Below are 22,119 nucleotides of genomic sequence, written 5' to 3' on the forward strand. Positions count from 1 at the left end.
ATTTAAGTTTATTTTTTCTTTTCTAATAAAGCCATGTAAAATCCGTCAAAACCAGATTTATAAGCTAAAATATTATTGTCTTTTACAAAAGTAAAGTCTTTTCCTGCTTCGGATGTTAAGAATTTATCAATTTGATTTTGATTTTCTGAAGGCAATACCGAACATGTAGCATAAACCATTTTTCCACCTGGTTTAACCATTTTTGAATATTGCTCTAAGATTTCTCCTTGAGTTTTTTTGATGTTATCGACAAACTCTGGTTGTAATTTCCATTTAGAATCTGGATTTCTACGTAAAACACCCAAACCGGAGCACGGAGCGTCAATCAGTAAACGATCTGCTTTTCCATAAAGCTTTTTTATAGGTTTTGTAGAATCAATGACTTTCATTTCGATATTATGAACTCCATTACGACGCGCTCTAACCTTAAGCTTCTTTAGCTTACTTTCGTAAATATCCATTGCAATCACTTGCCCTTTATTGTCCATAAGGGATGCTAAATGCAACGTTTTTCCACCAGCACCAGCACAAGCATCAACCACTTTCATACCTGGTTTTACATCTAAAAAGTCAGCTACTAATTGTGAAGACGCATCCTGCACTTCAAACCAGCCTTCCTTAAAAGCTTCAGTCATAAAAACGTTAGCGCGTTCTTTTAATTTTAGAGCATAAGGATGGTCTGAAAGAAATTCTGTCTCAATATTTTCTGATTGTAATTTGAGCTGTAAATCTTTCTTGTTTGTTTTTAGTGTATTGACCCTAAGAATAACATCTGCTTGTTCGTTTTGCATTGCTAATTCTTTGGTCCATTCTTCTGAGCCTAACTCTTTTTCACCCAGTTCATCAATCCAATCAGGAATGGACTCTCGGTATTTTCTAATTTTAGACAGCTCATCAAAACGTCCTTTTATTTTACGTGTTGGAGTATCGGTAAAATATTTCCAATCCGGAAGTTTAATACCTTTTAGCGTTGCCCAAACTGCAAAGATTCTCCATAGGTTATCTCTGTCAAAAGGCGCTTTAACGTCAGCAATTTCTGCATAAAGTCTTTTATAGCGAACAATTTCATAAACCGTTTCGGCAACAAAACCTCTATCTCTGCTTCCCCAACGCTTATCGCGTTTTAGCAATTGTTGTATAACTTTATCAGCATATTCACCTTCATTGAAGATTTTGTGTAAACCATCAATAACCGCAAAGCATAAATTTCTATGTAATCTCATTGCAAAAAATTAGCATGCAAAGGTAGTATAAAAGTTGGGAAGTGCTACAGTATTAGACTAAAGTCTTTCGTAGAACAAAAAAATAGAGAACAAGTTTTTGCTCGTTTAAGCATCTCAATTAAATTGCAGGAATTTCTTAAATATAATTTGGAAGAAGAGAAGATAATAGAACAACTAAAGGAAAGAAATACAGCTGTATTTTCTCAACTTATAAATGATTACCAGCAAAAGGTTTTTGGTACCTGCATCTCTTTTGTACCCAACAAAGAAGATGCTGAAGACTTAGTGCAAGAGGTGTTTTTGGAAGTCTTTAATTCAATTTCAAAATTTAAGGGTAATTCTAAACTTTCTACGTGGATTTATCGTATAACTACTAACAAATGTTTAGAGTTCATAAGAAAAAGGAATACAAAAAAACGAAGTGGTTTTTTAAAGCCATTGTTTAGTGAAGAATTTTCTATAGATAAGACTAATTATTTTACAGAGTTTAACCATCCTGGATTCTTATTAGAAAACAAAGAATTAAACGAAACCTTATTTAAGGCCATAAACAGTTTGCCAGAAAGTCAGGCCTCGGTCTTTACTTTGCATAAGATTGATGGAAAAAGCTATCAGGAAATTGCAGAGATAACAGATAAGAGTGTGTCATCGGTTGAGTCTCTTATGTTTAGGGCTAAGAAAAACCTTCAGCAACTATTATACGACTATTACAAAAATGAAATTTAGCACAAGTTTTTTATAACTTATGCATCTAAATAACAAATGATTTATGATGAAAGATACTGAGATTAACAAAAAAGTAAACGCTACGCTAAATGTGGTAGATACTATCCAAGAGGTAAAGGTCTCGCCTTTTCTAAAGGATAGAATATTGAACAATTTAACCAATGAGGTTGATGAGTCTCAAAAGGTTTGGGCTTGGTTTTCTCCTAAGTTTCAGTTAGCAACTTTGATAATAGTCATTTTACTAAATGTGTATGCATATAAAGTACTGACATCGGATAATTATAATACAACCGTTGAAGAATTTGTAGATACTTACAATTTTGGAGACGAAACATATACTTCTATTTTTAATTAGTTGAGTTATGAAAAAACAAACCCTGCTATACACGTTACTTGTAGTGCTTTTTCTGTCTAATGCGTTTTTTATTTTTCATCATTTAACAAGCCAGGGAAAAGACGATCATAAACCTCGTTTTTCTATGGTAGAAGAATTAAACTTTAACCAAGAGCAACAAGAGGCTTATAACAAGATGCGAAGTGAGCATTTTGACAAAATGAAATCTTATTCAAAAAGAATTGGCGAATTAAAAGAAGAAATATATTCTAATAAAGGAGAAAATGAGGTGTCTGAAGTGTTTTTAGATTCTGTAATAGATTTAATTGCAATAGAAGAAAAAAACAAAGATTTGGAGATGTACAAGCATTTTAGAGATGTAAGAGAAATATGTAACAACGAACAAAAAGCGAAGCTTTCTAAAATTATAAACGATGCTATAAAGCGTCATGGCAAAAGAGGAAAGTCTAAAAACAAAGAATGAGTTAAGTTTATAATTTCTCTTTAAATAGACTTTATAGACTATTATTTGATTGATTATTGTTAATATGAAAAGCTTTGCGGTAATATCGTAAAGCTTTTTTATTTTTAGGGAAAATTGAAAGTATGAGATTTTTGGTGATAGTTTGTTTGGCAGTATTGAGTTTGTTTTTTGTCAAATCTAAACAGGATGTAAGACAAAGAAATTTTTCCGAAGTTGATATTGAAACCTTATTAAAAGATTCGCTATTGAATGTTAGGGCTTTGGAAATAGAGGGAGACGGTTTTGCATTTGCAACGTCCAATGGTGAAATAGGTGTGCAGAGTTTTACGTTTCCGGCCAGTATCAATAGCCCTGATTCAATAGTACTCCAAGAAATAGCACAAAAAACTATTCAGCTAAAACACGATTCTATAATACCAAATTTTCGATCATTGTCAATTACTGATAAAGGAGGTTTCCTGCTTAGTATCTCTTCGCCATCATTGTTATATAAAGCTGGTGGTGATTCTTTAAAACTTGTTTACAAAGAAACCCACCCAAAAGCATTCTATGACTCTATGGACTTTTGGAATGACCAAGAAGGTATTGCCATTGGTGACCCAACTGACGATTGTATGAGTATCATCATCACTAGAGATGGAGGTGAAACTTGGACGAAATTATCTTGTGATGATTTGCCAAAAGCCAAAGAAGGAGAAGCAGCTTTTGCAGCGAGTGATACTAATATTTCAATAGTTGGCAATCATACTTGGGTAGCCACAGGAGGCAAAGCAAGTCGAATTTTATATTCGCCAGATAAAGGCAAAACATGGGACGTTTTTGAGACACCAATTGTTCAAGGCAAAGAAACTACAGGTATGTATTCTATTGATTTCTACGATGAAACCAATGGATTTGCTATTGGTGGTGATTATACCAAAGCTAACGATACTTTAAATAATAAAATAAGAACCAAAGATGGAGGCAAAACTTGGCAAGTTGTGGCTAACGGTAAAGGACCAGGTTATAGAAGTTGTGTTCAGTACATCCCAAATTCTAATTCAAAAGAATTAGTTGCAATTGGTTTTAAAGGTATTGACTATAGTAATGATTCTGGCGAAACATGGAAGCATCTTAGTGACGAAGGTTTCTATACCATTAGATTTTTAAACGACTCTGTCGCTTATGCAGCAGGAAAAGGACGTATAAGCAAGTTAACTTTTAGAGAATAAAAAAAGAGACGCAGCGGTCTCTTTTAATTAGTTTCGTCTGTTCTGTCTACGTTCTCTAAACTCTTTTAATCTATCTAAAAGTTTTTGATTGAATTGATCTTCTGCAACTTTTAGCCTAATTATTTTTTTAGCAGATATTACTGTTTTTAAATCTTCAATAAGCTCTAATCTGGCATTATGCATTTCAGTTTCTGCTTTAGTAAGTCTTTCTAAGATTTCACCTGCTCTCTTATCACTAACATCACCTTGACGCATTTCTTTCTTTAAAGGTCTTAAGTCTTCAGATTTAATCTTTTCTACTTTAGCTTCAAACGCATTGTAAATTGGCCAAAATTGTTGTGCTTCTTCACTTGTAAGTTCAAGTTTGTCTGTTATAAATGCTATTTTTTGTGCCTTTATTTTTTCTTGAATTTCACCACCACGTTGTGCAAAACCTGTGAAGCTTACAAGTAAAATTAGTATTGGGATTAATCGTTTACTCATGTCTTTTAAATTTTACGAAGAATTCGTGAATCTTCGATTTTATTATAATGTTTTTATTGTTGTAAAATTGTTTCAATATCTGTGTTTTCTAAAAGGTATGACTCTAAGTTTTCTTCTTTGTATTCGGTTTCTACTATAGTAAAATCTTCTTCAAGAATATCTGCATTAACCAATAATTCGGCCAACTCATAACTGTCTAAATCACTGTTTTCAAAGTATGTTTCAACCATTTCTGCAGATAACTCTTGAGTAGTATCATTATTGTTTAAGAAAATAGCAAATAATAATAGAAGAGAGGCTGCAAAGCCAGCTATGTAATAAAATTTGTTTCTACTATTTAGTTTAACAACTGGCTTATCCTCTAACTTGCTTAAGATTTTATCTTCTAATGTATCAAAATAACCCTCAGGTGCCGTGAAACCAGAATCATTAACACCTTCAATGTTTTCCTCAAATTTAAGAAGTTCAAAGAATTTGTCTTCAATTGAATCAAAGTAATTTTCTGGTGTTTTAAAACCATTAGATTTAATGTTATGTAATTTTTCTTTTTTCATTTCTACTTTGACTTCAAAATACTAAAATGGTTTAATCTTCAGTTAAAAAGGCTTCTATTTTTTTTACTGCTATATGGTATGAGGCTTTTAAAGCTCCCTCACTGGTTTCTAAAATTTCTGCAATTTCTTTGTATTTAAGATCATCAAAATATTTCATATTGAAAACGAGTTGCTGTTTTTGTGGAAGTGATGCTATAGCTTTTTGTAATTTTAGCTGAATTTCATCACCTTCAAAGTAAACATCTGCAGTAAGATTATTAATAGCTAAATTTTGGTGTTCCTCATTAGTAATTTGCATACGCTTGGCGTTTCTATTGATATGTGTAATAGATTCGTTTGTAGCAATACGGTACAACCAAGAGTATAATTTGCTGTCTCCTTTGAATTTGTCAATGTTGCGATATACCTTTATGAATGTGTTTTGTAGCACGTCGTCTGCATCGTCATGTGAAATAACAATCTTTCGGATATGCCAATACAAACGCTCTTTATAGAGACTCAGTAATTCTCTAAAAGCATCTTCTTTAGATTTAGGGTCTTTGAGACGTAATATAAATTCCGTTTCGGTTGTCAAGCAAGTTATTTTACTATTTAGACCATTGAAGTTAGCAAAAGTTTAATAGTGAAAAAACAATTATCTCAGCAAATACTGTAAGTGTTTAATAAACAATCTTTTAGTATTTTTACAATCGATAAAAAGCAAAAAAAATCGATAAAAAGCATTTTTTTCTTGTTTACTAGACTTATTTGTTATATGTTTGACCCAGCTTAACCTATTAACTTGTTATCAGTTTCCCCAAATCTGGTAACAAAAAGAAAAGGATACACTTCATGTGTATCCTTTTTATATTAAAGTTTAATGAGTTTTATTTATTCAAAACTTTGCATTTCAACAAGTTTCTTATAAACGCCTTGTTTAGTTAAAAGTTCAGTATGTGTACCTTGCTCAACGATTTCACCTTTTTGCATTACTACAATTAAGTCTGCATTTTGAATTGTAGACAGTCTATGCGCAATGACAATAGATGTTCTGTTTTTCATCATATTTTCTAGAGCATCTTGCACCAAGCGTTCGCTCTCTGTGTCTAAGGCAGAAGTTGCTTCATCCAATATCATAATAGGTGGATTCTTTAGTACAGCTCTAGCTATACTTAAACGTTGTTTTTGTCCACCAGAGAGTTTATTTCCAGAATCTCCAATATTAGTGTCTATACCATTTGGTAGTTCTTTTACAAATTCCCAAGCATTTGCAATTTTTAAAGCGTCAATAACTTCGTCATTTGTAGCATCTTCTTTACCTAATAACACATTGTTTTTGATGGTATCATTAAATAAAATTGAATCTTGGGTTACAAGTCCCATTAGATTACGTAAAGAATGCTTTGTAAGTCCTTTTATGTTTTCTCCGTCAATAGAAATACTTCCTTCGTTAACATCATAAAAACGCGTTACAAGGTTGGCAATAGTACTTTTTCCACTACCAGACTGGCCAACTAAAGCAACACTCTTTCCTTTTGGTACATTAAGATTAAAATTTTTAAGCACATAATCTTCTTCGTACTTAAACGAGATATTATTAATATTTAATTGAGATTTGAAATCTGATTTCACTTTTGCGTCAGGCTTATCTTTTAGAGGTGATTCTGTATTAAGAATTTCTAATACACGATCTGCTGCCGCATTACCAGCTTTAACTTTGTAGCTAGCTTTACTAATAGCTTTAGCTGGTGTAAGAATTTGCCAAGCTAAACCTATATAGCCAATAAAGGCACCACCTGATAACGTTTTGTCTACAAGCACCATGCTTCCGCCATACCAAAGTAAAACAGCTATGGTTATAATACCTAAAACTTCACTTGTAGGAGACGCTAGATTTTGACGATTCATCAAAATATTAGAAAAATTATAAAATCTGTTGGTAGATTTTTGAAACTCGTCATTAAATTTTTTTTCTGCATTAAATCCTTTTATAACTTTAAGACCACTCAAGGTTTCTTCTAGTGTTGATAAGAAAATACCTTGCTCTGTTTGAACTCTGTTAGACTTTTTCTTTAAACTTTTACCAATTCTTGAGATTATAAAGCCAGAAACAGGAATAAATAAAAAAACAAAAATTGTAAGTTTTACCGATATCATAAACATTGCAATAATTGCAAATAAGATGGTGAGTGGTTCTTTTACAATTAGTTCTAAAACTGCTAATAATGAGTTTTTTACTTCATTTACATCGCCTGAAATTCGTGCTATAATATCGCCCTTCTTTTTTTCAGAATAATAAGATATTGGAAGATGGGTAACTTTATTGTAGATTTCGTTTCTGAGATCTTTGAGCACTCCATTGCGTAAAAACGTGATAAAGTATAATCCCAAATAATTAAAAAGGTTCTTTAATAAAAAAAGGCTTATTATTAGAATGATCATATACAATAAAGAACGTTGCGCTCCATACTCTTCAGAGGTTGTCGTAATTATATAATTAATTGAGTCTTCAGCATAAGACTTAATGTTTTTTATGCCTTCGTATATGGGTTTTTCTGTTACCTTTTTGCCTTCACCAAACAAAACGTTAATCATTGGCATTAACGATATCATTGCCAATGTGCTAAAGAGTGCATAAAAGATATTAGAGATGATATTTAAAATTCCGTAGCGCTTGTACGGAATAATAAATCGAGATAGTTTTTTTATGTAATCCATGTACTATAAATTCATATCCTTTAGGATAGCGTCAATCTTACTTTCCAATAACTGCTCCGTTGCTGCAAAAGCAGACACATTGTCAAGATCTGTGTTAACACTGATGTAGAATTTAATTTTTGGCTCTGTACCACTTGGTCTTAATGCTATCTTACTACCTTCTTCTGTATAATAGATTAATACATTAGATTTTGGTACATCTATAGTTGATTCTTCCTGTGTTTGTAAGTTTTTAGCAATTGAAGTTTGGTAATCTTCAATAAGTACTACTTTTTCTCCATTAATTTCTTTTAAAGGATTATTTCTGGCATCAACCATCATTTGCTTAATTTCTGCTGCGCCTTCAATTCCTTTTTTAGTAAGTGATATTAGTCGCTCTTTAAAGAGACCATGCTCAACATATAGATCTATTAGTTTTTCATATAAAGTTTTACCTTCAGCTTTAGCTTGTGCTGCTATTTCGCATGCTAAAAGGGTAGAAGTTACAGCATCTTTATCGCGCACAAAATCACCAACCATAAAACCAAAACTCTCTTCACCACCACCAATAAAGTCTAATTCAGGGAAGTCTTTTATCATTTTGGCAATCCATTTAAAACCTGTTAAGCCAATTTTGCATTCTACATTGTAAGCATTCGCTAAAACAGACATCATTGGCGTAGATACAATCGTAGAACCAACAAATTGTTTACCATTAATTTTGCCTTCTTTTTTCCATTGTTTTAATAGGAAATCAGTCATTAAAATCATGGTTTGGTTACCATTTAGAATCACCAATTCGTTTTCTAGGTTTCTTACTACAACACCTAATCTATCACAATCTGGATCTGTACCAATAACAATATCACCATCTACTTTTTCTGCAAGCTCCATAGCCATTTTTAAAGCTTCTGGCTCTTCTGGGTTTGGAGATACTACTGTAGGGAAATCTCCATTTGGATCTTTTTGTTCTTCTACAATATTTACATTAGTGTAACCAGCACGTTTCAAGGTTTCTGGTATAGCCATTATTGAAGTTCCGTGAAGTGATGTAAAAACGATGTTTAAATTTTCTTTAGCTTCAGATGATGTATTAAAACTTCCATTTTTAATAGATGAATTAATAAATACATCGTCAACATCCTTGCCTATATATTGAATTAAATCTGAATTGGGTTCAAACTTAATCTCAGAATAATCTAACTTGTTTATTTCTGCTATAATTTCTCCATCTTGTGGTGGAACTAATTGTCCACCATCTTGCCAGTATACTTTATAGCCATTATATTCTGGTGGATTGTGAGATGCGGTTAATACAATTCCACAATGACAACCTAAATGCTTAAGTGTAAAAGATAGCTCTGGTGTAGGTCTTAAATCTTCAAATAAATAAACCTGAATACCATTAGCAGAAAATACATCAGCAACTACCTTACCGAAGGTGTTACTATTGTGTCTACAATCGTAAGCAATAGCTACTTTTACTTGTTCACCAGAAAAAACCTGATTTAAATAATTGCTAAGCCCTTGTGTATTTTTTCCAAGCGTATATTTATTAATACGGTTAGTGCCAAGACCCATTATGCCGCGCATTCCGCCTGTACCAAACTCTAAATCTTTGTAAAAACTTTCTTCTAATCCTTTTGGGTCAGAAGCAATCATGTTTTTTATTTGGTCTTGAGTGTCTTGATCAAAAGTTGGTGTTAACCAAGTATTTACGCGTTCTAATATTTCTGGTTTAATGTAAATCATAAGTAAAAAGTATTATTATACAAATGTAAAAAATCTTAAGCATGCAAAATTGAATCTTAAAGATTATTACCCTTATTCAGGCACATTTAATGCTTCCTTAATATAGTATCGTTGTTGTTGACGTTTAGATCTTAGAATTAGTTCACCTAAAAACCCTGCAATAAATAATTGCGAACCTATAATCATTGTTGATAGAGCAATGTAAAATTGTGGTCGGTCAGTAATAAGTCTTCCTGTTGGATTAAAGAACAGCTTATCTAAGCCCAGATAAAATGCAAATCCAAAGCCAATGATAAACATTACAACACCAAGAGCACCAAAAAGATGCATAGGACGTTTACCAAAACGCGAAACAAACCAAATAGTAATAAGATCTAAAAATCCATTGATAAAACGGTTCATGCCAAATTTGGTATGCCCATATTTTCTGGCTTGGTGTTTTACAATTTTTTCACCAATGTTAATAAAGCCAGCATTTTTTGCCAATACAGGAATGTAGCGATGCATTTCACCATAAACATCAATATGTTTTACAACGGTATTGCTATAAGCTTTAAGTCCACAGTTAAAATCGTGAAGTTTCACTCCAGAAGTGCGTCTTGCTGCCCAATTAAAAAGCTTTGAAGGCAGATTTTTAGTAATTACAGAGTCGTATCGTTTCTTTTTCCAACCAGAAACAAGGTCATAACCTTTGTTGGTTATCATGTCATATAATTCAGGAATTTCATCAGGATTATCCTGAAGATCAGCATCCATAGTGATTACAACATCACCTTTTGCAGCAGCAAAACCAGCATGTAAGGCTTGGGATTTTCCAAAGTTTTTTAGAAAACGAATACCTTTTACATTGGTATTTGATTCAGCAAGTCGCGAAATCACTTTCCAAGAATTATCAGTACTACCATCGTCTATAAATAGAATTTCGTATGAAAACGAATTGGATTGCATCACAGATACAATCCAATCGTGTAGTTCTTTTAAAGATTCTTCTTCGTTAAGTAGTGGTATAACTACTGATATATTCATATTTTGAAAACTCTAATTTATAGACTTCAAAAATAAACGAAATTATTTAAGCAGCGTGTGGGTCAGACTTTTTAACCACTAGAGCAACAATTAAACCTGCAACACTAAATCCAACAAGTTGGTATGCAATAGATTTTAGAGAATTAGTTATAGTGAAGAAACTTCCTTGAGCCTCTAATTGTTCTAGAGTTTTATCTATTGTTTCTTGAGGAGCTCCCCAATTTTCCATCATTTTTAGTTGAGACTCTATAATCTTTTCTTGTAGTATTGTTGCTGCTTCAGGATCAACAAAATTAAAAATAATTAAACCTATAATTGCAGGAATTGTAATTCCAATAGCTACAGTGATGAAGAAAGCGGTGAAAGCATCTTTAAAAGAAATATATCCTCCTAATATACTTCTTGCTTTTACTGATGAAATTACTCCAAAAACTATTACTAATACCATTTGGCTAATTCCAAACCACCATTTTGTAAAAAGATCTAAATAAGCAGCATAGCCTATTACTGTTAACGAAGATAGGATTAATGCTAAATAGATACCGTATTGAGTAGCTGAAGATTTATATGATTTTTCCATGATTAAGGTTAATTTTGTTAGTTAATTGACTAGTTAGTATTCAAAGATACTAAATTGTTACACTAAAAAGTTGAAATAAAAAATCTCAAAAAGATTGTAGAATTACAAAATTTACTTAAATTTGCACCTCGAAAAAATCGAAATTATTTAAAGCATATAGCGATGAAAGCAGGAATACATCCAGAAAATTATAGAGTAGTAGCATTTAAAGACATGTCTAATGACGAAGTATTTTTAACTAAGTCTACTGCAGAGACAAATGAAACTATTGAGGTTGATGGTGTTGAATATCCATTAGTAAAATTGGAAATTTCTAGAACTTCTCATCCTTACTACACTGGTAAATCTAAATTGGTAGATACAGCTGGTCGTATCGATAAATTCAAAAATAAATACGCTAAGTTTAAGAAATAATCTTAGTTATTTAGATAATTTAAAAAGCCTTTCTTTTGTAGAAAGGCTTTTTTTATTTTTACATAAACTCAATTTAAAATGAACTATATACTTTTTGACGGACCGTACAGAGATAACCTCTTACCTTTTACATATACCAGACCAGTAGCTGAAATAAGAGTAGGCATATTAACAATTCGTCAGAAATGGGAATCCTTCTTAGAATACACCACAACCACTGTTACAGAAGATTATTTGTCGGATAAGTTTCCAATGGTAGAAATGGAAGAGAATATAATGATTAATGCTTCCTTTTTACCAAATACAGAAGTTGTAGAGGTAATTAAAAACTTAAGTGATAACCAGGCAGTATTTAAGGAAGAAGATGTTATCGCTTTTTTTGCAAAAGAAGGAGAAGAGGTTAATGATTTTTCAAATTTTGAAGCTATTGAATTTGAAGGAGATATTTTGAAAATTGAAAACACTTGGGATATTTTTTCAAAGAATGGAGATGCCATAGAAGAGGATTTTAATCTAATTACAAATGGACGAAAGTCTGAGCCGATTCCTGCAACGGTAAAAACCTTAAACCCTGAAAATATCTTTATTGAAAAAGGGGCAAAACTCAATTTTGTAACGCTTAATGCTAGTTCAGGACCAATTTATATTGGTAGAGATGCAGAAATTATGGAAGGCACTGTTGTTAGAGGACCTTTGGCATTGTGTAACAATGCAACATTAAAATTAGCAACCAAAATATACGGACCAACTACAGTAGGACCACATAGTAAAGTAGGTGGAGAAGTAAACAACTCTGTAATTTTTGGTTTTTCTAATAAAGGCCATGATGGTTTTTTAGGAAATTCGGTATTGGGTGAATGGTGTAATATTGGTGCAGACTCTAACAATAGCAACCTTAAAAATAACTACGCAGAAGTAAGGCTCTGGAACTATCAAACAGGTGGCTTTGCTAAAACAGGTTTACAATTTTGTGGCTTAATGATGGGCGACCATAGCAAGTGTGGTATCAATACTATGTTTAATACTGGTACAGTTGTTGGTGTAAGTTCAAATATCTTTGGAAGTGGGTTTCCTCGCAATTTTGTTCCAAGTTTTTCTTGGGGAGGCAGTAAAGGTTTTGTAACTTATAAAACCAACAAAGCATTTGAAGTGGCAGAAGTGGTTATGGCAAGAAGAAATGAGGAATTTACAGATAAAGATAAAGCGATTTTAGAACACGTTTTTGAAGAAACAAAACAGTACCGAAGAGAATAATCACAAATATTTACAAATGAAAACCAAATTTACCTTACTTATAGCTTTATTGACTTTTGCTTTCGGATTTTCGCAGAGTGAAGATGTTGAAGTAAAAAAACTGAAGATTAATACAGAGTTAGATCATTTTGCAGCTCGTGTGGTTGGTGATAAGGTGTTTTTTAGTCACAACCTTACAACAAAAAGAGGACGGCCAATAAAAGACAAGTACGATGGTTTTATTTACATTATGTACGAAGCTCCATTAAGCGAAGATGGAGAAATTAAAGACGAGCAACCAATTGTAAAAACAGAATTAGGACGTTTTAATATGTCTTCTGCTACTTTTTCTAAGGATGGTAAGTACATGTACTTTACAACCAATCATCTTGATAAAGGCACTAATAAATTAAAAGGCGTAGAGACTTATAATTTACAAATTCAGCGTGCTGAATATGAAGAGGGTAAAGGTTGGACAAATTTTGAAACCTTACCATTCTGTGAGCCAGACCATAACTATGCGCATCCAGCACTGAGTCCAGATGGAAATACACTTTACTTTATTGCAGATGTAAAGGGAACCAAAGGAAAATCAGACTTATATAAGGTTTCAGTTTCTAACCACGAGACTTATGGTGAAGTGACAAGCTTAGGTGAAACCATAAATTCTTCACGTACAGAAATATTCCCGTTTGTTAGCGCAGATAACAAGCTGTACTTTACTTCAAATAGAAGAGGTGGAAAAGGCGGTTTAGATATTTATGTTTACGACTTAGATTCTGATGATGCCGAACAAGAGCCACATTCTTTAGAAGAGCCTATAAACAGTAGAGGCGATGATTTTTCTTTTTTCTTGAATGATGATTTAACCACTGGCTATATTTCATCGCGACGCTACAAAGGTGAAGGAGGTGATGATTTATATTATTTTTCAGGGTATAAATAATAAAGTCAAATCTTAATTTGGATATCAGATAAAAAATATTTTAATTATCTGTAAATCAATATTATGATTGGTTGTTGAAGTAAACCGTCTTTATTTAGTAATCTACAATATTATCCGGTTATGAGCAGAAAAACATCTTACAATTATATTAGATATTTAGTTTTAATAACTGTATTTGTGCTTATAAATATTGTTTTGAAATATGAAGGAGTTTCTATTAATTACCGTTATTTTATAAAGTCTATTACACCGTTACTTATTTTACATTACTTTTTTGAGAATATTCAAAATTACAAGAAACAAAAATCACTATTGGTAGTTTTTGGTATACTCTCATTTTTTATAGGTGATTTATTTTTTTTAGACCGTTATTCTGTTTTTAGTTTTAATATGGCAATAGGTCTACTAATTTCTGCTAAAATCTGTTTTATAATATGCTTTTTAAACCACGAAGATTTCAAATTTAAGCATATCATTCCCTTTTTAATTTTCTGTAGCGTATATATGCTTTTTCTTTTGACAGCTATATTTAATAATATTAAGGATATTTATTTCGTTCAAGTATTAGTGTATTTATTTTTTACGCTGATGTTTGGTTTATTCACTTATCTGAGATATAAAGTTGTAAGTAGGGTTAGTTTCAACTTGGTTTTAATAGGTTTTTTGCTGATGTTAGTTGTGGATGGTCTTACTGCCTTAAACATGTTTTCATCTAGTTTTCAGTATAATATGCTTAGCAGTAGTGTAATAGCTTTGGCATTTAACTTGTCTCAGTTTTTTATTGTAGTAGGCTTATTAAAAGAGAATAAAGAAAAATCATAGGGTAAGTAGAATAAATTACTTCATTTTTTCAACTTGTTTTAGCTCTAGTAAATTAGTGGCATTAATTCCCAAACCTTTTACTTCTTTTCTTGTAAAACGTACCACTTCATCATAAAACATTGGAACAATTGGTGCTGTACGCATTACCAAAGCATCCATTTTAGTATAAAGATTAGCTCTAACTTCTGGATTGGTTTCTAGGTAGGAGGCTTCGTACATCGTGTCAAATTCTTTACTAGAATAGTGCGTGTAATTTGGTCCGTTTGGTGCAAAATTTTTACTGTAATAAAGTGATAGGTAGTTTTCAGCGTCAGGATAATCTGCAATCCAGCTTGCTCTAAAAAAGTCAAGTTGACCGTTGGCTTTAGCATCTTTTAAACTCGAAGCAGGAATCACATCCACATTAACATTAATACCAATTTTCTGTATTTCACGTTGAATAAACTCACAAAAACTTAAATAATTACTCGTAGTTGTTAAGGTAACTTCTGGATTTTGGATACCAGTCTCAGACTTAAATTCTAGTACCAATTGTTTTGCTTTTTCGGGTTGATACGTAAAACCTATAGTGTCATCAAAACCTGGTAATCCTTTTGGAATAAATCCACCTGTAGCAGGTATGCCAATGCCGTTTCGGAGGTAAGTAATCATCTTAGTCCTATCAAAACCAAGATTAATAGCTTGTCTTAATTTCAAAGCCTGAATTTCTTCGACTTCAGTTTCCATAAAAAATGCCAGATATTCAGTGTTGAGGTATGGTCCTCTAATCATGTTTACGTCATCAGCGTAAAGCTTTCTGAGTTTGCCTTCAGCAGTTAAAATTTCATCTTTATAAGAGGCATCCAAACCAGAAACAAAATCGATATTGCCTTGAGCAAATTGTAAAAATTCACTTTGCTTATCTGGTAAAAATGTAATGGCTACGGCTTCAAGATATGGTAGTTGCTTTCCTTTTTTGTCGGTTTCAAAATACTTGTTATTGCGTCTAAAAACCAGTTTTACATTTTCTTCCCATCGCTTAAATTTAAAAGGACCAGTGCCAATAGGGTTAGATCTAAAATCACCACCATAATGCTCTACAATTTCTTTAGGAACCACAGAACAATATTTCATGGTGAGTAGTCCTAAAAATGCAGGAAAAGGTTGTTTTAATTTAATCTGAAATGTAGAATCATTTAAAGCAGTATAACTTTCTACTTTTTTAAGCACCCAACTTCCAGGTGAAGCTAGTTTTTCGTCTTTCAGTCTATTGAAACTGTATTCAAAATCAGATGCATTAACCGCTCGTGTAGAATCTTGGTGGCTCAGCGAAGTCGAAGTACCAAACAAATGGTGTTTATGAAAATATACATCATTTCTTAGAGTAAATGTGTAAGTTCTTGCGCTGTCAGTTACGACCCAGTTTTTAGCAATACAAGGCTTTACATTGAGTTGGTCATCCATTTGCACTAGGCCATTAAAAAGCTGGTGAGTTGCCCAAATATCTGCCAAATCTTTAGAGAAAGCAGGATCTAAAGAACCTATGTTTTTGTGTTCGTTGTATCTAAAAACTAATTGTTCTTTATTCTCATTCTTTTTAGATGAACATGAAAACAAAGTAATACTTAAAAGTAAGAGGTTGAAAAATAGGGTTTTAATGGGTTTTTGCATCTAATTATTATGTTGTAAATTTGCCAACTTGGTAAAAATACAAGAATGAACCCAACAAAAAAAGTCGCATTTTATACTTTAGGTTGTAAGCTTAATTTCTCTGAAACTTCTACGATAGCAAGAAGTTTTAATGATGAAGGTTTTACGCGTGTAGACTTTAATGAAGAAGCTGATATTTATGTAATAAATACGTGTTCTGTAACTGAGAATGCAGACAAGCGTTTTAAGACTATCGTTAAGCAAGCACAAAAGGTAAATCCAGATGCATTTGTTGCAGCTATAGGTTGCTATGCTCAGCTAAAACCAGAAGAGCTTGCAGATGTTGATGGTGTAGATTTGGTATTGGGTGCCACAGAAAAGTTTAAAATTACTGATTACCTAAACGATTTAACCAAAAATGATTTTGGTGAAGTGCATAGTTGTGAGATAGAAGAAGCTGATTTTTATGTAGGTAGTTATTCTATTGGAGACAGAACCAGAGCATTTCTAAAGGTGCAAGATGGTTGCGATTACAAATGTACTTATTGCACAATTCCACTAGCAAGAGGGATTTCTCGAAGTGATACAATGGACAATGTTCTTAAAAATGCTCGTGAAATTTCTGAACAAAACATCAAAGAAATTGTTTTAACAGGTGTAAATATTGGTGATTATGGTAAGGGTGAATTTGGAAACAAAAAGCACGAGCATACTTTCTTAGATTTGGTTACCGAATTAGATAAAGTAGAAGGTATTGAACGTTTAAGAATTTCCTCGATAGAGCCTAATTTACTGAAGAATGAAACCATAGAGTTGGTGTCTCAATCCAGAGCATTTGTTCCGCATTTTCATGTGCCATTACAAAGTGGTAGCAATGATATTCTTAAAAAAATGAAACGTCGTTATATGCGTGAGTTGTATGTAGATCGAGTTTCAAAAATAAAAGAAGTAATGCCACATGCTTGTATTGGTGTAGATGTTATTGTTGGTTTTCCTGGTGAAACCGAAGAACATTTTCTAGAAACATATAACTTTTTAAATGAGTTAGATATTTCATATCTACATGTATTTACGTATTCTGAGCGCGATAATACCGAAGCTGCAGCAATGGATGGCGTAGTACCAAAAAATATAAGATCAAAGCGTAGTAAAATGCTTCGAGGCCTTTCCGCTAAAAAGCGAAGAGCCTTTTACGAAAAACAGATAGGGACAAAAAGAACCGTTTTGTTTGAAGGAGAGAATAAAGAAGGCTACATTCACGGTTTTACAGAGAACTATGTAAAAGTTAAAGCACCTTGGAATCCAGAGCTGGTAAATACACTACATCAAGTAGAGTTAACCAAAATAGATGAAGATGGATTGGTAAGGTTTGATTTTGTGAAAGAGCTTACTGTAAAATAAAAAGCCGAAACAAATTCGTTTCGGCTTTTTTATTATATTTCTTTTTCAGATTATATACGAATACCAACAGGTAGCATACGTTTATATTTTCTATTGCTTCTTACAAATTTTGCAATTTCAGGACTTGTAGGTACTACACTGATGTTCCTTTCTTTTATATCAGCAAATACCATTGCCAAAAACTCTTTTTCAAATTCACTAGATTTAATGGATGAAGGAATCACCATTTTGGTCAAGAATATTTTGCGCTCTTGCAAAGAATATTCTATAACAGCCATGTCATCATCAACCTTTAATTCGTATTGACGCAGAAAGTCATTATCGATCAATTCAGCAGTTTCAGTCATAATTTTCTTTGTTTTAAGTTAGCGGTTGGCAAGTAGATACTATATTTGATATAGATTTGCAGCGCAAAGGTACAAAAAATCGACGTAAGTTTTAAGCTAAGGTTGTTAAAACGTTAAATTATAAGTCTTTAAAACTTTAGATTTAAATATCAGCTTAAATTTATATAGTAAAGTATTGTTATGACCTCAGATATTACACATGTTTATTTAATGCCAGGGATGGCGGCTAATCCATCAATTTTTGAACATATAAAATTACCCGAAGACTACTATAAAATCCATTGGTTAGAGTGGCAAATACCTGATAAAAATGAAACTTTAGAGGATTATGCAAAACGCATGTGTAACTTTATTGAACATGATAACTCAGTTTTATTAGGTGTTTCATTTGGTGGAATGTTAGTGCAAGAAATGAGTAAGTTTTTAAATCTTAAACGGCTTTTTGTCGTGTCTAGCGTAAAATCTCATCACGAACTACCAAAGCGTTTAAAACTGCTAAAATATACCAAAGCCTATAAGATTTTACCAACGCGATTAGTAGGTAATATTGACCTTTTGGCAAAATACGCCCTAGGCGAAACTATTAAAAAGCGTGTGGACTTGTATAAAAAATACTTATCTGTAAATGATACGGTATATTTAGATTGGGCCATAAAACAAGTCGTGTGTTGGGAACAAGAAGAACCAAATCCTGATGCTATTTACATTCACGGCGATAAAGATATGGTGTTTCCGCATTCTTGCACAGGTAACTGTATCATTATCAAAGGAGGAACACATATAATGATAATAAATAAATATAAATGGTTTAACGAAAATTTACCAAAACTTATAGAGTCTGGTACTTGAAAGAGTTCATCAGATTACTTACATTTATAAAAAAAAATTAATAGTATGAAGACTTTAAAAAATATATTAGCAGTAGTAGGGCTTGTGTGTGTATCGGGATTATTTATTTTTTCTATGCAGAAAGCTCCTTCAGATGAAACTATTGGTAAAGAAGACCCTTTAGTAAACGATTATAACGTCTATGCCTTAGAAATGCCTGAAGGCTTAAATTTCGCAGGTGAAATGGTTCCTGTTGAAAATCCAGATATTTATGAGCGAATGGATAGAGAGCTTTTAGTTAACACCTATTGGCAATCTAATGGTTTGTTAATGTTTAAACGTGCACAAAAATATTTTCCTGTCATAGAGCCAATCCTCAAAAAGAATGGAGTGCCAGATGATTTTAAGTATTTGGCAGTTATAGAAAGTGGTTTAACCAATGCAGTTTCTCCTGCTGGTGCGAGAGGTTTTTGGCAGATTATGAAGGCTACAGGTAGAGAAAACGGATTAGAAGTTAACTCTAATGTTGATGAACGTTATAACTTAGAAATGGCAACCGAAGTAGCTTGTAAATATTTAAAGAAAGCAAAAGAACAATTAGGATCTTGGACATTAGCGGCTGCAGCTTATAATGCAGGTAATGCTGGGATTTCAAGGCGCTTAAAAGAACAGGGTGTTAGTAATTACTACGATTTACTTCTTGGTGAAGAAACAGGTCGATATATGTTTAGAATCGTTGCTCTGAAAGAAATTTTGAACAACCCATCTAAGTATGGATTTAATTTCAACAAGAGTGATTTATACAAATACATACCAACCTATAAAGTTGAGGTTGATACTGCAGTTACAGATTTTTCTCAGTTTGCAAAACGATTCGGTATTAACTACAAGATTCTAAAGATTCACAACCCATGGTTGAGGGAAGGCCACCTAAATAACAAATCTAGAAAACTGTATACAATAGAGATTCCTAAAGAAGGTTACTACAGCGTACAACCTTAATCTTGGAGTACATTAAAGAACATATTTGGCAAATTCTTATAGGACTAAATTACGTCTTAGCCATATCTGCTGTTATTACAATTCTATTTAAAAAAATAAATCCAACAAAGACTTTAAGTTACATTATTGTCTTGTTGGTTTTTCCTTTTGTTGGTCTTATTGTTTACTACTTGTTTGGACAAGAATATCGCAAATCTAAAATTTTTAATCGTAAACATGTTTTAAATCAATCGGTTGTAAAACAAATTCAAAATGAATTAGAATTAGACACCAAAACTATTGAAAGTGTAGATGAATTATTAGAAGAGAAGTCAAAACTTATTAGGTTATTATACAATAGTGAAAAGTCTAAACTCACTGTAAAAAATGAAATTAAGCTCATTAAAAATGGTGATAAAAAGATGCAACTATTACTTGATGACTTAAAAAAAGCTAAGCACCATATACATATTGAGTATTTTATAGTAAAAGACGATTCTATCGGTACAAAGTTTTTAGAAATTATATGTAACAAAGCTAATGAAGGTGTTAAAGTTAAAATGGTAATAGACGATGTTGGCAGTTCTATATCTTCAAAAATGAAACGTAAGTTAAAAGAAAGTGGTGTTGAGTTGTACAAATTTATGTCAGTATTATTTTCTAGATTTACAGGGAAGATGAACTATCGAGACCACAGAAAGATTGCTATTATTGATGGTAAAATAGGGTATGTAGGTGGAATAAATATTTCAGATAATTATGTAAACGCAAACAACACAAGATATTGGAGAGATACGCATATAAGAATAGTTGGAGAAGCCGTCAGACAGCTTCAGATTTTATTCTTTACAACATTAGATTTTGTTAGTGAAGGTGATGTAAATATTTCAAAAGATTACTTTCCAGAAAATACCTGTAAAGAAAATGTTGCTCTTCAAATTGCTGCTAGTGGTCCAGATACAGATTGGTCTAATATTATGGAAGCTATTTTTGTAGCCATAACCAATGCAGAAGAGTATATACATATAACAACACCTTATTTTATTCCTAATGATGAAATTGTTACAGCGCTTCAAGTTGCGGCCAGAAGTAATATTGAAGTAAAACTAATTGTACCCAAAAAATCAGATTCTTGGATAGCTGAGTATGCTACTAACTCTTACTTAGAAAAACTTTTAGAAGCAGGAGTAGAGGTTTATCAATACACCAAAGGATTTGTACATGCCAAAACTATAGTTATAGATGATGTCTTTAGTACTGTAGGTACTGCAAATATGGACTACAGAAGTTTCAACATAAATTTTGAGGTTAATGCTTTGGTTTATAATAAACCTTTTGCAATGGATCTCAATCAGATTTTTAATTCAGACTTAGAAAATACTACGAAGTTGAAACTCGAAATATGGAAAAAAAGATCTAAGCGCACCAAACTTATTGAAGCTTTGGCGCGTTTAGCAGCACCATTATTGTAATATTATCTTCTACTTCTTCTGTTTTGTCTGGCAGAAGTTGGCTGTCCGTAATGTTGTCTTGGTATAGAAGCTTTTTTCATTTGCTGTTTCATCATTTTTATTTGATCTGCCAACATATCACGCTTGTCAAGCTTTTCAGCTTCAGAAAGTAATTTTTGAGCTTCTTGTTTTCTTCGTTTAGAAAAAGCAATACCAGCTAAGTTTAATTTAGCCATTGCTAAATCATGATCCATAGATAAACCTAGTGTTATAGCCTTTTTAAAATACTTTTCAGCTTCGTTCATGTTAGTTTGAGAAACCATTATTCCATTAAGGTAACTAAGATAGCCTTGTTGCTTTTTTACTAAAGACGCTTCAGGATTTTTTATTTTATCTAACCATTTTTTAGCACCTTCAAAATCTTGCTTACGCAACTTAAAGAAAGCCAAAAGAATCATTTCATTTTTAAAATAAAGAAAAATAAATATCGTAGAAAGTAGCAAGTACATAATCCCGTTACCAATGTAGCCTTCAGTAAATTGATAGATGGCATACCCAATGATTAATGCTGCTATGACTAATTTTATATTTTTATTGAACATTTTTAAGGTTTAAATATTGAAGTGTGCAAAGGTAATAAAAACAAATAAAATTTTTTTGAAAATAGTACTTGCTAAAGCAAAAACTTGTTGTATATTTGCACCCGGTTTTTAAGAGAACCAATAATCAATAAATTTAAGAACTCAGGATTTTAAAAATATAAGACAATGCCAAAAAGAACGTTTCAACCGTCAAAAAGAAAGAGAAGAAACAAGCACGGTTTCAGAGAAAGAATGGCTTCTGTTAACGGAAGAAAAGTTTTAGCACGTAGAAGAGCTAAAGGAAGAAAGAAATTGTCTGTATCTTCAGAATTAAGACATAAAAAATAATGATTAACAATTGTTAATATTTTAAAGGTGTTACTTAGGTGTAACGCCTTTTTTTATACCCAATCGATATTTATTTTTGCAAACCAAAA

General features: G+C 32.2%; 24 protein-coding genes. 13 read left to right on the forward strand and 11 right to left on the reverse strand.

Features of this window, described 5'->3' with window-relative positions; genetic code table 11:
• Nucleotides 1–8: 8 nt before the first annotated feature.
• Entirely contained in the window at nt 9–1,223 is a 1,215-nt protein-coding gene (locus V1468_RS07315; RefSeq protein WP_331809587.1) for an RsmB/NOP family class I SAM-dependent RNA methyltransferase, read from the reverse strand.
• A 147-nt stretch (nt 1,224–1,370) separates the two neighbouring features.
• Here V1468_RS07315 and V1468_RS07320 point away from each other — a divergent pair, with 147 nt between their 5' ends.
• The 4 genes from V1468_RS07320 (at nt 1,371) to V1468_RS07335 (ending at nt 3,978) form a co-directional block, all read left to right on the forward strand.
• Nucleotides 1,371–1,949, forward strand: coding sequence for an RNA polymerase sigma factor (locus V1468_RS07320; RefSeq protein ID WP_331809588.1), 579 nt, complete (start codon nt 1,371–1,373; stop codon nt 1,947–1,949).
• A 43-nt stretch (nt 1,950–1,992) separates the two neighbouring features.
• Nucleotides 1,993–2,304, forward strand: a complete 312-nt coding sequence (locus V1468_RS07325; protein ID WP_331809589.1) for a hypothetical protein — start codon at nt 1,993–1,995, stop codon at nt 2,302–2,304.
• Between the two features lie 7 nt (nt 2,305–2,311).
• The gene (locus tag V1468_RS07330; protein ID WP_331809590.1) at nt 2,312–2,767 is read left to right on the forward strand and encodes a Spy/CpxP family protein refolding chaperone; all 456 of its coding nucleotides are present in this window, start codon (nt 2,312–2,314) and stop codon (nt 2,765–2,767) included.
• A gap of 122 nt (nt 2,768–2,889) precedes the next feature.
• Nucleotides 2,890–3,978 carry a WD40/YVTN/BNR-like repeat-containing protein gene (locus tag V1468_RS07335; protein WP_331809591.1) on the forward strand — a complete coding sequence of 363 codons (1,089 nt, stop codon included), beginning with the start codon at nt 2,890–2,892 and terminating at the stop codon, nt 3,976–3,978.
• 27 nt (nt 3,979–4,005) lie between these two features.
• On the opposite strand, the gene V1468_RS07340 is transcribed toward V1468_RS07335, so the two are convergent.
• The 7 genes from V1468_RS07340 to V1468_RS07370 form a co-directional block, all read right to left on the reverse strand.
• Nucleotides 4,006–4,461, reverse strand: coding sequence for a sensor of ECF-type sigma factor (locus V1468_RS07340; RefSeq protein ID WP_331809592.1), 456 nt, complete (start codon nt 4,459–4,461; stop codon nt 4,006–4,008).
• 53 nt (nt 4,462–4,514) lie between these two features.
• Entirely contained in the window at nt 4,515–5,015 is a 501-nt protein-coding gene (locus tag V1468_RS07345; RefSeq protein WP_331809593.1) for a hypothetical protein, read from the reverse strand.
• A 31-nt stretch (nt 5,016–5,046) separates the two neighbouring features.
• Complete coding sequence (locus tag V1468_RS07350; RefSeq protein WP_331809594.1) at nt 5,047–5,589, reverse strand: RNA polymerase sigma factor; 543 nt, start codon at nt 5,587–5,589, stop codon at nt 5,047–5,049.
• 296 nt (nt 5,590–5,885) lie between these two features.
• Nucleotides 5,886–7,712 (reverse strand): ABC transporter ATP-binding protein, encoded by a 1,827-nt coding sequence (locus V1468_RS07355; RefSeq protein WP_331809595.1) that lies wholly within the window; start codon nt 7,710–7,712, stop codon nt 5,886–5,888.
• 3 nt (nt 7,713–7,715) lie between these two features.
• Nucleotides 7,716–9,443, reverse strand: coding sequence for a phospho-sugar mutase (locus tag V1468_RS07360; RefSeq protein ID WP_331809596.1), 1,728 nt, complete (start codon nt 9,441–9,443; stop codon nt 7,716–7,718).
• 72 nt (nt 9,444–9,515) lie between these two features.
• The gene (locus tag V1468_RS07365; RefSeq protein ID WP_331809597.1) at nt 9,516–10,469 is read right to left on the reverse strand and encodes a glycosyltransferase family 2 protein; all 954 of its coding nucleotides are present in this window, start codon (nt 10,467–10,469) and stop codon (nt 9,516–9,518) included.
• Nucleotides 10,470–10,515: 46 nt separating this feature from the next.
• Nucleotides 10,516–11,049, reverse strand: a complete 534-nt coding sequence (locus tag V1468_RS07370) for a DUF4199 domain-containing protein (protein WP_331809598.1) — start codon at nt 11,047–11,049, stop codon at nt 10,516–10,518.
• 162 nt (nt 11,050–11,211) lie between these two features.
• Here V1468_RS07370 and V1468_RS07375 point away from each other — a divergent pair, with 162 nt between their 5' ends.
• The 4 genes from V1468_RS07375 to V1468_RS07390 all read left to right on the forward strand — a co-directional run bounded on the left by V1468_RS07375 (nt 11,212) and on the right by V1468_RS07390 (nt 14,464).
• A complete protein-coding gene (locus V1468_RS07375) occupies nt 11,212–11,463 on the forward strand; it encodes a type B 50S ribosomal protein L31 (protein ID WP_138434286.1) in 252 nt (83 codons plus the stop codon).
• A 78-nt stretch (nt 11,464–11,541) separates the two neighbouring features.
• Nucleotides 11,542–12,717, forward strand: a complete 1,176-nt coding sequence (locus V1468_RS07380; RefSeq protein ID WP_331809599.1) for a GlmU family protein — start codon at nt 11,542–11,544, stop codon at nt 12,715–12,717.
• A gap of 16 nt (nt 12,718–12,733) precedes the next feature.
• The gene (locus V1468_RS07385) at nt 12,734–13,642 is read left to right on the forward strand and encodes a TolB family protein (protein ID WP_331809600.1); all 909 of its coding nucleotides are present in this window, start codon (nt 12,734–12,736) and stop codon (nt 13,640–13,642) included.
• A gap of 195 nt (nt 13,643–13,837) precedes the next feature.
• On the forward strand, nt 13,838–14,464 hold the full coding sequence (locus tag V1468_RS07390) for a lysoplasmalogenase family protein (RefSeq protein WP_331809601.1): 627 nt from the start codon (nt 13,838–13,840) through the stop codon (nt 14,462–14,464).
• A 15-nt stretch (nt 14,465–14,479) separates the two neighbouring features.
• On the opposite strand, the gene V1468_RS07395 is transcribed toward V1468_RS07390, so the two are convergent.
• On the reverse strand, nt 14,480–16,114 hold the full coding sequence (locus V1468_RS07395; protein WP_331809602.1) for an ABC transporter substrate-binding protein: 1,635 nt from the start codon (nt 16,112–16,114) through the stop codon (nt 14,480–14,482).
• 45 nt (nt 16,115–16,159) lie between these two features.
• Between V1468_RS07395 and mtaB the strand changes: the two genes are divergently transcribed.
• Nucleotides 16,160–17,494, forward strand: coding sequence for a tRNA (N(6)-L-threonylcarbamoyladenosine(37)-C(2))-methylthiotransferase MtaB (mtaB, locus tag V1468_RS07400; protein ID WP_331809603.1), 1,335 nt, complete (start codon nt 16,160–16,162; stop codon nt 17,492–17,494).
• Nucleotides 17,495–17,544: 50 nt separating this feature from the next.
• Here mtaB and V1468_RS07405 read toward each other — a convergent pair whose 3' ends face one another.
• Nucleotides 17,545–17,841, reverse strand: coding sequence for an N-acetyltransferase (locus tag V1468_RS07405; protein WP_138434279.1), 297 nt, complete (start codon nt 17,839–17,841; stop codon nt 17,545–17,547).
• Between the two features lie 180 nt (nt 17,842–18,021).
• Between V1468_RS07405 and V1468_RS07410 the strand changes: the two genes are divergently transcribed.
• From V1468_RS07410 to cls, 3 genes are read left to right on the forward strand one after another with little or no spacing between them, the layout of a single operon-like run.
• Complete coding sequence (locus V1468_RS07410) at nt 18,022–18,690, forward strand: alpha/beta hydrolase (RefSeq protein ID WP_331809604.1); 669 nt, start codon at nt 18,022–18,024, stop codon at nt 18,688–18,690.
• 45 nt (nt 18,691–18,735) lie between these two features.
• On the forward strand, nt 18,736–19,671 hold the full coding sequence (locus V1468_RS07415) for a lytic transglycosylase domain-containing protein (RefSeq protein WP_331809605.1): 936 nt from the start codon (nt 18,736–18,738) through the stop codon (nt 19,669–19,671).
• 2 nt (nt 19,672–19,673) lie between these two features.
• Nucleotides 19,674–21,122, forward strand: coding sequence for a cardiolipin synthase (cls, locus tag V1468_RS07420; RefSeq protein ID WP_331809606.1), 1,449 nt, complete (start codon nt 19,674–19,676; stop codon nt 21,120–21,122).
• Nucleotides 21,123–21,124: 2 nt separating this feature from the next.
• Here cls and V1468_RS07425 read toward each other — a convergent pair whose 3' ends face one another.
• Nucleotides 21,125–21,703 (reverse strand): tetratricopeptide repeat protein, encoded by a 579-nt coding sequence (locus tag V1468_RS07425; protein ID WP_331809607.1) that lies wholly within the window; start codon nt 21,701–21,703, stop codon nt 21,125–21,127.
• A 165-nt stretch (nt 21,704–21,868) separates the two neighbouring features.
• On the opposite strand from V1468_RS07425, the gene rpmH reads away from it, so the two are divergent.
• Nucleotides 21,869–22,030 carry a 50S ribosomal protein L34 gene (gene rpmH / locus V1468_RS07430; RefSeq protein WP_138434274.1) on the forward strand — a complete coding sequence of 54 codons (162 nt, stop codon included), beginning with the start codon at nt 21,869–21,871 and terminating at the stop codon, nt 22,028–22,030.
• Nucleotides 22,031–22,119: the final 89 nt, after the last annotated feature.

The sequence above is a fragment of the Winogradskyella poriferorum genome, from assembly GCF_036553625.1.
In the GTDB taxonomy this organism is placed as follows: Bacteria; Bacteroidota; Bacteroidia; order Flavobacteriales; family Flavobacteriaceae; genus Winogradskyella; species Winogradskyella poriferorum.

What these genes read in the sequence shown, in the direction of transcription:
- V1468_RS07410 (WP_331809604.1), top strand. Translation starts at nt 18,022, where the DNA reads ATGACCTCAGATATTACACATGTTTATTTAATGCCAGGGATGGCGGCT.
- V1468_RS07325 (WP_331809589.1), top strand. Translation starts at nt 1,993, where the DNA reads ATGATGAAAGATACTGAGATTAACAAAAAAGTAAACGCTACGCTAAAT.
- V1468_RS07340 (WP_331809592.1), bottom strand. Translation starts at nt 4,461, where the DNA reads ATGAGTAAACGATTAATCCCAATACTAATTTTACTTGTAAGCTTCACA.
- V1468_RS07395 (WP_331809602.1), bottom strand. Translation starts at nt 16,114, where the DNA reads ATGCAAAAACCCATTAAAACCCTATTTTTCAACCTCTTACTTTTAAGT.
- mtaB (WP_331809603.1), top strand. Translation starts at nt 16,160, where the DNA reads ATGAACCCAACAAAAAAAGTCGCATTTTATACTTTAGGTTGTAAGCTT.
- V1468_RS07415 (WP_331809605.1), top strand. Translation starts at nt 18,736, where the DNA reads ATGAAGACTTTAAAAAATATATTAGCAGTAGTAGGGCTTGTGTGTGTA.
- V1468_RS07335 (WP_331809591.1), top strand. Translation starts at nt 2,890, where the DNA reads ATGAGATTTTTGGTGATAGTTTGTTTGGCAGTATTGAGTTTGTTTTTT.
- V1468_RS07370 (WP_331809598.1), bottom strand. Translation starts at nt 11,049, where the DNA reads ATGGAAAAATCATATAAATCTTCAGCTACTCAATACGGTATCTATTTA.
- V1468_RS07380 (WP_331809599.1), top strand. Translation starts at nt 11,542, where the DNA reads ATGAACTATATACTTTTTGACGGACCGTACAGAGATAACCTCTTACCT.
- V1468_RS07330 (WP_331809590.1), top strand. Translation starts at nt 2,312, where the DNA reads ATGAAAAAACAAACCCTGCTATACACGTTACTTGTAGTGCTTTTTCTG.
- V1468_RS07405 (WP_138434279.1), bottom strand. Translation starts at nt 17,841, where the DNA reads ATGACTGAAACTGCTGAATTGATCGATAATGACTTTCTGCGTCAATAC.
- V1468_RS07425 (WP_331809607.1), bottom strand. Translation starts at nt 21,703, where the DNA reads ATGTTCAATAAAAATATAAAATTAGTCATAGCAGCATTAATCATTGGG.
- V1468_RS07385 (WP_331809600.1), top strand. Translation starts at nt 12,734, where the DNA reads ATGAAAACCAAATTTACCTTACTTATAGCTTTATTGACTTTTGCTTTC.
- V1468_RS07375 (WP_138434286.1), top strand. Translation starts at nt 11,212, where the DNA reads ATGAAAGCAGGAATACATCCAGAAAATTATAGAGTAGTAGCATTTAAA.
- V1468_RS07365 (WP_331809597.1), bottom strand. Translation starts at nt 10,469, where the DNA reads ATGAATATATCAGTAGTTATACCACTACTTAACGAAGAAGAATCTTTA.
- rpmH (WP_138434274.1), top strand. Translation starts at nt 21,869, where the DNA reads ATGCCAAAAAGAACGTTTCAACCGTCAAAAAGAAAGAGAAGAAACAAG.
- V1468_RS07345 (WP_331809593.1), bottom strand. Translation starts at nt 5,015, where the DNA reads ATGAAAAAAGAAAAATTACATAACATTAAATCTAATGGTTTTAAAACA.
- V1468_RS07355 (WP_331809595.1), bottom strand. Translation starts at nt 7,712, where the DNA reads ATGGATTACATAAAAAAACTATCTCGATTTATTATTCCGTACAAGCGC.
- V1468_RS07315 (WP_331809587.1), bottom strand. Translation starts at nt 1,223, where the DNA reads ATGAGATTACATAGAAATTTATGCTTTGCGGTTATTGATGGTTTACAC.
- V1468_RS07360 (WP_331809596.1), bottom strand. Translation starts at nt 9,443, where the DNA reads ATGATTTACATTAAACCAGAAATATTAGAACGCGTAAATACTTGGTTA.